The sequence below is a fragment of the Massilia sp. Masssp93 genome (genome assembly GCF_059491295.1).
In genome coordinates, this window is the sequence record NZ_CP168502.1 from 3,602,477 (window position 1) to 3,614,201 (window position 11,725).

The following is an 11,725-nucleotide window of genomic DNA, read 5'->3' on the forward strand; positions in this document are numbered from 1 at the left end:
GATGATCGGCGCGGGCGCCGGCATCGGCGTCGATTCCGGCCTGCCCGATTTCCGCGGCGACCACGGCTTCTGGCGCGCCTATCCGCCGCTCGCCGCCGCCGGCATCCGCTTCGTCGAGATCGCGAATCCGCACAGCTTCGACACGCATCCCGCGCTGGCCTGGGGCTTCTACGGCCACCGGCTCGCCCTGTACCGGAACACGGTGCCGCACGCGGGCTTCGCGGTCCTGCGGGAGATCGGCGCGCGTTTGCCGCACGGCGCATTCGTCTTCACGAGCAACGTCGACGGCCAGTTCCAGCGCGCGGGCTTCGGCGACGGGGAGATCGTCGAATGCCACGGGTCCATTCATCACCTGCAATGCACGCGCCCGTGCGGCGACGCCATCTGGCCGGCCGGCGCCGTCGATCCCATCGTCGATCCGGCGTCCTGCCTGATGGCCCCGCCGCTGCCGCGCTGCCCCCGCTGCGGCGCGTTGGCGCGACCGAACATCCTGATGTTCGGCGACGGCCGCTGGCTGGACGCGCGCACGGAAGACCAGTACGCCCGCTTCGGGCGCTGGCGCGCGCGGGTGCGCAAGCCCGTCGTCATCGAACTGGGCGCCGGCACCGATGTGCCTTCCGTCAGGCGCATGTGCGAGGGACAGGGCGCGCCGCTGATCCGCATCAATCCGCGCGCGCCGCACGTCGCGCCGGGCCAGGGCGCCGGCATCGCGCTGGGCGCGCTGGAGGCCTTGCTCACCCTTCGTGCATTGCTGGACTGACGCACCCGCCGGGCAATATTTACCTGCGCAAACCGGCCCTGCGCGGCGCGAAAATACTCGACGACGTATCAACTCAATGACCTAAGATATTGATTCGACGGGATTAATTTTAATATCCACAAGAAATGTGGATAACTGTGTGGACAAGCGCCTCTTGACAAGCCGGAAGCGCAGTATTGGTGCGGGTTTCAACAAACTGCCCGTTGAACAGGCAAAAACGAATGCCCTTAAAATCAAGGACTTACAGTTGCTCGTGTTTTAAGCAGGAACTGGAAACGGGGCTAATTCCTACAAAACCGCCGTGGCGGGGATAACTTTGCCCCGCTGTTCCGCTTCTGTCCACTTTTCCTGTCATCTTGCCGTCATTTTCGCGCGGTGCGTCATTTCCAGGCATTGCGCGCGCGGTCGCGCACGAGCATCCGCACGCTGTCCGGCATCGGCTTACGGGTTTGCAACGTATCGGCATTCGTCCAGACACATTCCTCGAAATGCTTGAGCATGACGGGCGTCACGAAGCGCGTCCGCTGTGCGTACACGTGGCGGTCGCCCATCTGCGCCTGCTGCTTGATGAAGAAGCGGTTCGGGACGACGAGGTGCAGGTGTTCCTTGGCCCGCGTCATGGCGACATACAGCAGGCGGCGCTCTTCCTCGATGTCCTCGGCACTCCCCGTCGCCATGTCGGACGGAATGCAGCCGTCGACGACGTTCAGCACGTGCACGGCCTTCCACTCCTGGCCCTTGGCCGAGTGGATCGTCGACAGGATCAGGTAATCCTCGTCCAGCAGCGGCGGGCCGGCGCGGTCGCTCGTCGCTTCCGGCGGGTCGAGCGTCAGTTCGGTCAAGAAGTTTTCGCGTGAGCCATAGCCGGCGGCCAGTTGTACGAGCTGGTCGAGGTCGGCGGCACGGACGGGCGCGTCGTCGTGCAGGCGTTCGAGATGCGGCGCATACCAGTCGCGCACGAGTTCCACGTCCAGCGGCCAGCGCAGGCCGGTCGTGCGCAGGGTGCGGAACAGCGCCGTGAACTGGTCCCACTCGCCTTGCGCGCGCGCCGGCGCGGGAAACGCGTCGACGGCCGCGACGGGCTCGGCCGCCTGCGCCACCGCGTCCAGGAAACGGGCGGCCGTCGCGGGACCGATACCGGGAATCAGCTGGACGACCCGGAAGCCCGCCACGCGCCCCGCGGGATTCTGGGCGAAGCGCAGCATGGCGAGCACGTCCTTGATATGGGCCGCTTCCAGGAATTTGAGGCCGCCGAATTTGACGAACGGGACGTTGCGCCGCACCAGTTCCAGCTCCAGCGCCGCGCTGTGGCTGGCGGCGCGAAACAGCACGGCCTGCTGCGTGAGCTTGATGCCGGCCTCGCGCTGCTCCAGCACGCGGTTGCAGACCCAGCGCGCCTGCTCGGCCTCGTCCGGGATCAGCACCAGTTGCGGCTTGGCGGTCGCGACCTTGTCCGTCCACAGCGTCTTCGCGTGGCGCTCCAGCGCGGCGCCAATGACGGCATTCGACGCGTCGAGGATGGGCTGCGTGGACCGGTAGTTGCGGTCCAGCGTGATGATGCGGGCGGGCTGCGCGAACTGCTGCGGGAAATCGAGGATGTTGCGCACCGTCGCGCCGCGGAACGAATAAATCGACTGCGCATCGTCGCCGACGACCATCACGCCCCGTCCGTCCGGCTTCATGCCCTGCAGGATCGCGGCCTGCAGCCGGTTCGTGTCCTGGTATTCGTCGACGAGCACGTGATCGAACAGCGCGCCCAGTTCCGGCCCAAGCTCCGGGTCGGACGCCATCTCGGCCCAGAACAGCAGCAGGTCGTCGTAGTCGAGCACGTTCTGCTCCTGCTTGGCGTCGACGTAGGCGCCGAACAGGCGCTTGAGCTGCTCTTCCCATTCGCTGCACCATGGAAAGGTCGACTGCAGCACGTCGGCGAGCGGCTCGCGGCTGTTGACGACGCGCGAGTAGACCGCCAGGCACGTGCCCTTGAGCGGAAAACGCTTCTGGCCGGACGCGGCACCGAGGCCGACTTCTTGCCGCACGAGGCCCATCAGGTCTTCGGAATCCGCGCGGTCGTGGATCGTGAACGAGGCTTCCAGGCCGATCCGCCCGGCGTACTCGCGCAGCAGGCGCGCGCCGATGCCGTGGAAGGTGCCGGCCCACGGCAGGCTGCCCACGGCCGCCGACGACGTGCCCAGCACGCGCTGCAGCACGCCGGCCGCGCGCTGGCCCATCTCGCCGGCGGCGCGGCGCGAAAAGGTCAGCAGCAGGATGCGCTGCGGATCGCCGCCCGCCAGGATCAGCTTCGCGACCCGGTGCGCCAGCGTATTCGTCTTGCCCGAGCCGGCGCCCGCGACCACGAGCAGCGGCCGCACGGGGTCCACGCCCATGTCGTGCTCGACGGCAGCCAATTGCTCGGGGTTCAGACCGGCGAACGGATCGGCGGGCGCGGATGGCCTCGACATGGGGGTGGCGGCGGCGGGGATGGCGGTGGCGGCGTTGGACATGGCGGTTGAGCGTTGATGCTCAACTGTACATTTGTCCAGTATCTAAATGCAAGCGGGATGATGTCGATGTAGCAAAACCACGTCAATGTCGCCGGCAAAAAGAAAGCGGGCCGACGGCACGGCGACCGCGCCCGCTTGACTTGCCTGATTATCAAAGCTTGCTCAGATATCCACAAAATCTGTGTATAAGGTTGTGGAAAAACACCCTCTTGACATGTCAAAACCAAGCTGGAATGCGGGTTTCAACAATTTGCCCGTTGCGTGGGCAGAACTCAACCTTCGCAAAATCAATGGCTTACGAGGTCAAGCGGAACATAAATCGACACAATATGCAAGATGAAAAGAAAGAAAATATCGTGCATAAGTGTCCTGCGTCTCCTCCCTTACCTGCACCACGAACGCCTGCGGCCCGGCTCCGTCAGCACGCGTTCGATGACGTCGTTGCCGACGTTTTGCGAACGCATGTATTCCACGGCCGACATCGTATTGCTGCGCTGCTGGAGCGCAATACCCAGGTCGACGATGTCCGTCTGTTGGGCATCGCGCCGCTGATAGGGGACGGTCGCCTGACCGTCTTCGAGCTCGGGGGAGTCTTGGTTCATCGCAGTTCCTGACTTTGATGGATTGAAAGGGATTGCCGCCTAACGAGTATTTCCCACCTTTGGCCAAAGTCAAGTTTATTTTTAATCTTCATGGTATACCAACTGTCCCGCGCCGTGCGCCACCCGCTTGCCGCTGCGCCTAGAATGGCCCCGTCATCCAACCGTCACGAGGAATCCATGAGCGCCATGCCCGATCCCGACCTGAAACCCGGCGACGAAGCCGAACCCGGCACGCCCGGCGCAGGCGAAGACCTGTGCGAAACCTGCGGCGGCAGCGGCAAGCTGGCCGACGGCAAGACCTGTCCCGAATGCGAAGGGACGGGACGCGTGGTGCGGGGTATCGGCGGCGGCTGATGCCGTCCGCCATCGCGCCCGCCCGCGCGGCGCCCGTCCAGCATGGACAGACCCGGGCGCCGGCGCGATAATCGGGAGATGAACACGCTCCGCTCCAATAGTTCCAGTAGTTCCAATAGTTCCAATAGTTCCAATAGTTCCAATAGTTCCAATAGTTCCAATAGTTTCAATAGTCCCGATACCCCCAGTTCCGCCAGCGCCGCCCTGCCCGACCGCCCCCGTCCCCGCTCGCTCACCGACCTGTTCGTGTCCTTCACCCTGCTGGCCCTGCAGGGCTTCGGCGGCGTGCTGGCCATCGTCCAGCGCGAAGTCGTCGACCGCAAGGGCTGGCTGACCCAGGAGGAATTCATCGAAGACTGGGCCGTCGCCCAGATCATGCCCGGGCCGAACGTCGTCAACCTGTCCCTGATGATCGGCGGCCGCTATTTCGGCATCGCCGGCGCCCTGGCCGCGCTGGCCGGACTGCTGGCCGTGCCACTCGTGCTCGTTCTCGGGCTGGTGGTACTGCACGACCGCTTCGCCGCCAGCCCCGTCGTGGCGGGCGCGCTGCACGGCATGGCCGCCGTCTGTGCCGGCCTGATCGGCGCGGCGGGCCTGCGCCTGGTGAGCGCGCTGAAGAAGAGCCCGATGCCGCTGTCCTGGTGCGTGGCCATCAGCGCGGCCGGCTTCGTGCTCGTGGCGCTGCTGAAGTGTCCGCTCGCCTGGGTGCTGTTCGGCCTCGGCGGCCTGGGCTGTGTTCTCACCTACCGCCGCCTGAAAGCATGAGCGCGCCCCTGCACCTCACGCTGGCCTGGGCCGACTGGCTCAACCTGTTCGGCCATTTCCTCACCCTGTCGATGATGTCGGTCGGCGGAGCCATCTCGACGACGTCCGAGATGCACCGCTTCCTCGTCGAACAACACCATTGGCTGACCCAGGAACAGTTCAACCAGTCCATCGCGCTGGCGCAAGCCGCCCCCGGGCCGAACGTCCTGTTCGTCGCCCTGATGGGGTGGCACGTCGGCATGAACGCCGGCAGCACGGGCGCCGCCCTGTTCGGCGTCCTCGTGACGATGGTCGGCATCATGACGCCCTCCACGATCATCACGTACACGGCGGCCCGCTGGGGCCACCGCAACCGCGACCTGCGCGCCGTCCGCGCCTTCAAGCAGGGCATGGCGCCCATCGTCATCGCGCTGCTGCTGTCGACGGCCTGGATCATGGCCAGTTCCGCCAGCGCCGTGGCGCCACCCGCCGCGGCCAGCGGCGTCGAAGCCGTTGCGGGTGCCGCGCGCGAGCTCCTGGCGCACTGGCCCCTGTGGCTCACGGTCATCGTCAGCGGACTGGTCATCTGGCGCACGCGCATCCACCTGCTGTGGCTGCTGGCGGCGGGCGCCGTGCTGGGGGCCCTCGGCCTGATCTGAAGCGCATTGGCAACCCGGCCTCGGACCGGGCATACTTGCGTTTTTGATCATCCATACTTCCGACGGACCGAGCCATGCCCGAACTCCTCAGCGAACACATTTGTTTCGACGGCGTCCAGCGCTTCTACAAATACGATTCCGCCGCCATCGGATTGCCGATGCGTTTTTCCGTGTACCTCCCGCCCGGTGCGCACGGCAAGCGCCTGCCCGTGCTGTTCTACCTCGCCGGCCTGACCTGCACCGAAGAGACCTTCATGACCAAGGCCGGCGCCCAGCGCGTGGCCGCGCAGGAAGGCCTGATCCTGGTCGCGCCGGACACGAGCCCGCGCGGCGCCGGCGTGCCGGGCGAGACGGACAGCTGGGACTTCGGCGCCGGCGCCGGCTTCTACGTGGACGCCACGCGCGAACCGTGGTCCACCCACTACCGCATGTACAGCCACATCCTCGAACTGCGCGACCTGGTGCTGGCCGAACTGCCGGCCGATCCGGCGCGCGTGGGCATCTTCGGCCACTCGATGGGCGGCCACGGCGCCCTGATGCTGGCGCTGCGCAATCCCGCCCTGTTCCGGTCCGTGTCGGCCTTCGCGCCCATCGCCGCGCCGTCCTGCTGCCCGTGGGGCGAAAAGGCGTTCGGCGGCTACCTCGGCCCCGATCGCGACGCGTGGCGCGCCTACGATGCGACCGAGCTGATGGCGTGCGCCGACGCGCCTCCGTTCCCGAAAGGCATCCTGATCGACCAGGGCCTGGACGACAAATTCCTGGCCGAGCAGCTGTACCCGGACGCCTTCGCGCAAGCCTGCCGCGCCGTCGGCCAGCCCCTCGAACTGCGCCGCCATCCGGGCTACGACCACGGCTATTACTTCATCTCGACCTTCGTCGACGACCACCTGCGCTTCCACCGCCGCAACCTCGGCTGACGCCGCCCCGGTCCACGTCCCGTCGCGTCATGCGAAACGACGTGGGCCACACTGTCATGGACCCGGGCGGTTCCGTAAAATTCCCCGTTTTCCCGCGCGTGCTGGCCCGGATCAAACGTCCCGTCCGGCCACCCGCGCACGTATCGGGACGCCCCTTGCAAACCCGTTTCGCCCGCCCTATAAATGGGATTGGCGGCGTCCGGTGCGTCGCCGAACGCCATTCCTGAACGTCAGTCTTGTTAAAAGGGAGGTCCATCATGAACCTGATCAGAAGAGGCGCGACGCCGCTCTCCACCTACCGTCCCGGCGCCATGGAAGACCAGTTCGGACGCATGGTCGAGAACATGTTCCAGGATTTCTTCGCCCCGCTCGCCCAGGGCCGCTGGTCCGGCGACGACGTCGGCATGCCGCGCCTGGACGTCAGCGAGACGGAAAAAACCTTCGAGGTGCGGGCCGAGCTGCCGGGCGTCAAGAAGGACGACGTGCACGTCTCGATCGACGGCCAGCGCGTCACCATCGAGGGCGAGTGTCAGCAGGCAAACGAACAGCGCCAGGGCGAACAGGTGGTGTATTCTGAGCGCTCGACGCGCAAGTACCAGCGCAGCTTCACGCTGCCCGCCGAGGTCGACGATGCCAGTGCCCAGGCCCGCCTCGAGGACGGCGTGCTGGTGCTCTCGCTACCCAAGAAACAGGGCGGCACGGCGCGCCAGCTGACGATCCAGTAAGCCGCAGCGCGCGCGGCACGCGTACGTGGCCCGGCGGCCCGCTGGCCGCCCGTGGCCGCGCTCGCGCCGCCGCCACGCGGCGAACCTCAGGAACCGTGCATCATGGCCGACATCCGTCATTTCAAGGACCGCACCGAGGCGGGCCGCCTGCTGGCCAGGCGGCTCGGCGAGTACGCCCGGCGCCCGGATGCCGTCGTGCTGGCGCTGCCGCGCGGCGGCGTGCCGGTGGGGTTCGCGATCGCACAGCGGCTCGGGATCGCCCTCGACATCCTCATCGTCCGCAAGCTCGGCATGCCGGGCCACGAGGAATTCGCGATGGGCGCGGTGGGCAGCGGCGGCGTGCGCGTGCTCCAGTCCGGCGTGCCCGGCCTGATGGGCGTCAGCGCGCACGACGTCGACCTCGTGACGGCGCGCGAACTGGCCGAGCTGCAGCGGCGCGAGCGCGCCTACCGCGGCGGCCGGGCGCCGCTCGACCTCGCGGGGCGCAGCGCGATCCTCGTCGACGACGGCGTCGCGACGGGCTCCACGATGCTGGCCGCGATCGAAGTGGCGCGCAGGCTCGGGCCGCGCACGCTGGTGCTGGCGGTCCCCGTCGCGCCGCCCGACACGGCGGCCGCGCTCGCGGCGCGCGTCGACGATCTCGTCTGCCTGTCGACCCCGCCGCAATTCCGCTCGGTCGGCCAGTGGTACGACACGTTCGGCCAGACCAGCGACGAGGAAGTGCAGGATTTGCTGGCCACCGCCTGGCACGACGAGGCGATGGCCGGGGCCAGACCAACCGGAGGAGCGAATCATGAGACAAACGACCGACACAGGCTTTGAAATCGCGAAATGGCTGGGCGGCGCCGCCGCCGGCGCCCTGCTGATGTACATGCTCGACCCCGACCGCGGCGGCGCGCGGCGCGCCCAATCGGCCGCGGCGGTGCGCAACGCCGGGTCGCGCACGTCCAGTGCGCTGGGCAATGTGTGGCACGGCGCCGGCGCGCGCATCGGCGCTGCCGCCGACACCCTGCGCGACGGCGCGGCCGGCCTGGCGGACGATCTCCGGACGGACGGCGCGGCGTCCGCGACGGGCTCGGCGATCGAGCGCATGGGCCGCGCCGCCAGCGACGCGCTCGACGCCGGCCTCGACAAGGCGAAAGACGGCATGGACAAGGCCAGGAGTGCACTGAGCCGCGGCGGCCAAGGCATCGGGAACGGCCTCGACAAGGCCGGCGATGCGATCGAGGAATCGTATGGCGCGCGCAGCCTGCGCGCGCGCATGCGCGACGCCCTGCAGGCGGGACCGGACGGCGAATGGACGCCGGCCGCGCGCAATTCGGCCCTGGCCGGCGGCGGCCTGCTGGCGCTGTATGCCCTGACGCGGCGCTCGCCGCTGGGCCTGTTGCTCGGCCTGGCCGGCGCCGCGCTGCTGGCGCGGGGCGCCGCCAACCAGCCCCTGACGGGCATGCTGCGCGGGCGCGGCATGGGCCTGGACCAGACCATCGACTTCAGCAAGTCCATCGTCATCGACGCCGCGCCGGACGACGTGTACGACGTCTGGGCCAATTACGAGAACTTCCCGCACTTCATGTCCCACGTCGTCGAGGTGCGCGACCTCGGGCGCGGGCGCTCGCACTGGATCGTGCGCGGACCGGGCGGCAGCGAGTTCGAATGGAATTCCGTGCTCACCGAGCAGAGCCGGCCGCACCGCCTGGCCTGGCGCAGCGAGGCCGGCGCCGAGATCCCGCAAAGCGGCTCGATCCAGTTCGAACCGCAGCGCGGCGGCACGCTCGTCACCGTCCACATGTCGTACACGCCGCCGGCGGGCGTCCTCGGCCACGGCCTCGCGACGCTGCTCGGCTCCGATCCCAAGGCCCAGATGGACGACGACCTGGCGCGCATGAAGGCCTTCATCGAACGGGGCGCCGTGCCGCGCGACGCCGCGCGCACGCGCGCCGGCAGCCGCTGGCTGCACTGAGGCCGTCATGGCAACCCCGCATGCCGTTTCCGCGATCCGCGCCGCCGCCCGCCCGCTGACGGGCGGCAAACGCGATTACGACGCCCTGCTCGACCTCGTCGGCGACGCGCGCTTCGTCCTGCTGGGCGAAGCGACGCACGGCACGCACGAGTTTTACGAGGAACGCGCGCGCATCACCCGGCGCCTGATCGAGGACAAGGGCTTTCACGCCGTGGCGGTCGAGGCCGACTGGCCGGACGCCTACCGCGTCAACCGCTACGTGCGCGGCCGCGGCGCCGACCGCGACGCCAACGATGCGTTGTCCGGCTTCAAGCGGTTCCCGAACTGGATGTGGCGGAACACCGACGTCGCCGGCTTCGTCGAGTGGCTGCGCCACCACAATGCGCGCGCGGCGGGCCAGCAGGTCGGCTTCTACGGACTCGACCTGTACAGCATGTTCTCGTCGATCGAGGAAGTGCTGCGCTACCTCGACGAGGTCGACCCGAACGCGGCGCGCCAGGCCCGCGAACGCTATGCCTGCTTCGACCATTACCACGAGGACAGCCAGCACTACGGCTACACGGCGAGCCTCGACCTGTCCGCGTCGTGCGAGCAAGGCGTCCTCGAACAATTGAAGCAGCTGCAGCAACGCGCCGCCGACTATATGTACCGCGACGGCGACGAGGAAGCGTTCTTCTATGCCGAGCAGAACGCGCGGCTCGTCAAGAATGCCGAGGAATACTACCGGACCATGTTCCGGGGTCGTGTGTCGTCCTGGAACTTGCGCGACAGCCATATGGCAGAGACCCTGGACGCGCTGGCGCGCCACTTGTCGAAGGATGACGAACCGCCCAGCAAAATCATCGTCTGGGAACATAATTCCCACATCGGCGACGCGCGCGCGACGGAGATGGGCGAGATGGGCGAGTGGAACGTCGGCGAACTGGCGCGCAAGGAATATGACGGGCAGACGCGTCTGATCGGCTTTTCCACCTACGACGGCTTCGTTACGGCCGCATCCGAATGGGACGCGCCGGCCGAGCACAAGCGCGTCAGGCCGGGCATGCCGGGCAGCTACGAAGAGCTGCTGCACGCGACGGGCATCCCCCGCTTCCTGCTGCCGCTGCGCGACGGCGACGATCAAGTGCGCGACACGATGCTGGAACGCAAGCTGGAACGCGCCATCGGCGTCATCTACCTGCCGCGCACGGAACGCCACAGCCATTATTTTGCGGCCGAAATGGCGCGCCAGTTCGATGCCGTGATCCACATCGACCACACGACGGCAGTGCAGCCGCTCGATCCGGGTGGCGGCTGGCATTCGGACGAGCCGCCGGAGACTTATCCGACCGGTATCTAAGCCCCCCGGTCATGTATCGACAATTGTGTATCCCAGGCGCGTCAATGTGAAAATTGGCGAGAATGCAACGGCCTGCACAATTGTAAAATGAACAAATGTCTTGCGAGTGTTGCGCGCCGTCATGAGTCGGTCGCGCAACCGTGCAATCGTCAACAGTCATTTGTTCACTCATCGAGGGCTATGAAACCAATCCGGGTATCCATTCTTGCTGCCCTGCTCGCGGGCAGCGCCGGCCTGCACGCGCAGGAAACCAATTCCAACGTGGAACATTGCGACCGTCCGCTCGGCACACTCGCGGTGACCGAAGCCCAGAGCGAGAGCGCGCACGCGCTGCAGAGCTATGGACTGGGCTCGCCGGTTGCGCTGCTGCGCATCATGGTGCAGCAATCGAACTGCTTCCAGGTCGTCGAGCGCGGTGCCGCGATGGCCAACCTGCAGCAGGAGCGCGCACTGGCCGCGAATGGCGAGACGCTGGCCGGCAGCAATGTCGGCAAGGGCCAGTTGCAGGCGGCGGACTTCGTGATGACGCCGAACGTCCAATTCGCCGCCAACAACACGGGCGGCATCGGCGGCGCGATCTCGGACTACGGCGGACGGCTGCTCGGCGGGCTGGGCCGGATCGCGGGCGGCATCGCCGGCAACCTGAAGTTCAAGGAAGCGCAGACCAGCCTGCTGATCGCGGATGTCCGTTCCGGCATCCAGGTCGCGGCGGAAGAAGGCGTAGCGACGAAGACCGACTTCGGCATTTCCGGCTGGAGCTGGGGCGGCGGCGATTACTCGCGCCTGGGCGGCTATACGAATACGCCGGAAGGCAAGATGGTCGCGGCCAGCCTGCTCGACAACTACAACCGCATCGTGCTCAAGATCCGCAACGAGCCCAGCCTCGTGCGCACGGCCAGTGCGGCCGGCAAGGCGAATGCGCAGGCATCCACGCGCGAGGGCGTGCCGGTGTCGGCCGGCGCCAGCGTGTATGCGCGCCTCGCGACCGTCAAGGTGTACACGGAACCACGCGCCGGCAGCAAGGTGATGGGGACGCTGAAGCGCGCGGAAGAAGCGATCGCCACCGGCGAAGAACGCGACGGCTTCGTCAAGATCGACGGCGAAAACGTGTCGGGCGGCTGGGTCCAGCGCACGCTGGTGGCGACGCAGCCGGCACCGCGGTAA

At 67.4% G+C, this 11,725-nt stretch carries 12 protein-coding genes; 10 read left to right on the top strand and 2 right to left on the bottom strand.

From position 1 onward, the window contains the following. The first annotated feature begins 1 nt into the window (after position 1). The gene (locus ACEN9Q_RS14515) at positions 2-760 is read left to right on the top strand and encodes an SIR2 family NAD-dependent protein deacylase (RefSeq protein WP_495628953.1); all 759 of its coding nucleotides are present in this window, start codon (positions 2-4) and stop codon (positions 758-760) included. 380 nt (positions 761-1,140) lie between these two features. On the opposite strand, the gene ACEN9Q_RS14520 is transcribed toward ACEN9Q_RS14515, so the two are convergent. After that, positions 1,141-3,261: an ATP-dependent helicase gene (locus ACEN9Q_RS14520; protein ID WP_495625076.1), complete on the bottom strand. Its 2,121-nt coding sequence runs from the start codon at positions 3,259-3,261 to the stop codon at positions 1,141-1,143. A gap of 383 nt (positions 3,262-3,644) precedes the next feature. After that, positions 3,645-3,863 (bottom strand): hypothetical protein, encoded by a 219-nt coding sequence (locus ACEN9Q_RS14525; protein ID WP_056435843.1) that lies wholly within the window; start codon positions 3,861-3,863, stop codon positions 3,645-3,647. Positions 3,864-4,040: 177 nt separating this feature from the next. On the opposite strand from ACEN9Q_RS14525, the gene ACEN9Q_RS14530 reads away from it, so the two are divergent. The 9 genes from ACEN9Q_RS14530 (at position 4,041) to ACEN9Q_RS14570 (ending at position 11,725) form a co-directional block, all read left to right on the top strand. Beyond that, positions 4,041-4,217 carry a hypothetical protein gene (locus tag ACEN9Q_RS14530; protein WP_200958253.1) on the top strand — a complete coding sequence of 59 codons (177 nt, stop codon included), beginning with the start codon at positions 4,041-4,043 and terminating at the stop codon, positions 4,215-4,217. 240 nt (positions 4,218-4,457) lie between these two features. After that, the gene (locus ACEN9Q_RS14535; RefSeq protein ID WP_495628954.1) at positions 4,458-4,982 is read left to right on the top strand and encodes a chromate transporter; all 525 of its coding nucleotides are present in this window, start codon (positions 4,458-4,460) and stop codon (positions 4,980-4,982) included. After that, entirely contained in the window at positions 4,979-5,620 is a 642-nt protein-coding gene (locus ACEN9Q_RS14540; protein WP_495625077.1) for a chromate transporter, read from the top strand. The genes ACEN9Q_RS14535 and ACEN9Q_RS14540 overlap by 4 nt, the downstream gene beginning before the upstream one ends. A gap of 74 nt (positions 5,621-5,694) precedes the next feature. Further along, positions 5,695-6,537, top strand: a complete 843-nt coding sequence (gene fghA / locus ACEN9Q_RS14545; protein ID WP_495625078.1) for an S-formylglutathione hydrolase — start codon at positions 5,695-5,697, stop codon at positions 6,535-6,537. A 257-nt stretch (positions 6,538-6,794) separates the two neighbouring features. Further along, positions 6,795-7,262 carry an Hsp20/alpha crystallin family protein gene (locus ACEN9Q_RS14550; protein WP_082547693.1) on the top strand — a complete coding sequence of 156 codons (468 nt, stop codon included), beginning with the start codon at positions 6,795-6,797 and terminating at the stop codon, positions 7,260-7,262. A 102-nt stretch (positions 7,263-7,364) separates the two neighbouring features. Continuing rightward, positions 7,365-8,084 carry a phosphoribosyltransferase gene (locus tag ACEN9Q_RS14555; protein ID WP_495625079.1) on the top strand — a complete coding sequence of 240 codons (720 nt, stop codon included), beginning with the start codon at positions 7,365-7,367 and terminating at the stop codon, positions 8,082-8,084. Beyond that, a complete protein-coding gene (locus ACEN9Q_RS14560) occupies positions 8,056-9,222 on the top strand; it encodes an SRPBCC family protein (RefSeq protein WP_495625080.1) in 1,167 nt (388 codons plus the stop codon). The genes ACEN9Q_RS14555 and ACEN9Q_RS14560 overlap by 29 nt, the downstream gene beginning before the upstream one ends. Before the next feature lie 7 nt (positions 9,223-9,229). Next, positions 9,230-10,561 carry an erythromycin esterase family protein gene (locus ACEN9Q_RS14565; protein WP_056435862.1) on the top strand — a complete coding sequence of 444 codons (1,332 nt, stop codon included), beginning with the start codon at positions 9,230-9,232 and terminating at the stop codon, positions 10,559-10,561. 180 nt (positions 10,562-10,741) lie between these two features. Further along, the gene (locus ACEN9Q_RS14570) at positions 10,742-11,725 is read left to right on the top strand and encodes a CsgG/HfaB family protein (RefSeq protein WP_056435865.1); all 984 of its coding nucleotides are present in this window, start codon (positions 10,742-10,744) and stop codon (positions 11,723-11,725) included.

Coding starts and splice junctions, on each gene's coding strand:
- ACEN9Q_RS14520 (WP_495625076.1), bottom strand. CDS start 3,261: ATGTCCAACGCCGCCACCGCCATCCCCGCCGCCGCCACCCCCATGTCG.
- fghA (WP_495625078.1), top strand. CDS start 5,695: ATGCCCGAACTCCTCAGCGAACACATTTGTTTCGACGGCGTCCAGCGC.
- ACEN9Q_RS14515 (WP_495628953.1), top strand. CDS start 2: ATGATCGGCGCGGGCGCCGGCATCGGCGTCGATTCCGGCCTGCCCGAT.
- ACEN9Q_RS14555 (WP_495625079.1), top strand. CDS start 7,365: ATGGCCGACATCCGTCATTTCAAGGACCGCACCGAGGCGGGCCGCCTG.
- ACEN9Q_RS14530 (WP_200958253.1), top strand. CDS start 4,041: ATGAGCGCCATGCCCGATCCCGACCTGAAACCCGGCGACGAAGCCGAA.
- ACEN9Q_RS14570 (WP_056435865.1), top strand. CDS start 10,742: ATGAAACCAATCCGGGTATCCATTCTTGCTGCCCTGCTCGCGGGCAGC.
- ACEN9Q_RS14565 (WP_056435862.1), top strand. CDS start 9,230: ATGGCAACCCCGCATGCCGTTTCCGCGATCCGCGCCGCCGCCCGCCCG.
- ACEN9Q_RS14550 (WP_082547693.1), top strand. CDS start 6,795: ATGAACCTGATCAGAAGAGGCGCGACGCCGCTCTCCACCTACCGTCCC.
- ACEN9Q_RS14525 (WP_056435843.1), bottom strand. CDS start 3,863: ATGAACCAAGACTCCCCCGAGCTCGAAGACGGTCAGGCGACCGTCCCC.
- ACEN9Q_RS14540 (WP_495625077.1), top strand. CDS start 4,979: ATGAGCGCGCCCCTGCACCTCACGCTGGCCTGGGCCGACTGGCTCAAC.
- ACEN9Q_RS14560 (WP_495625080.1), top strand. CDS start 8,056: ATGAGACAAACGACCGACACAGGCTTTGAAATCGCGAAATGGCTGGGC.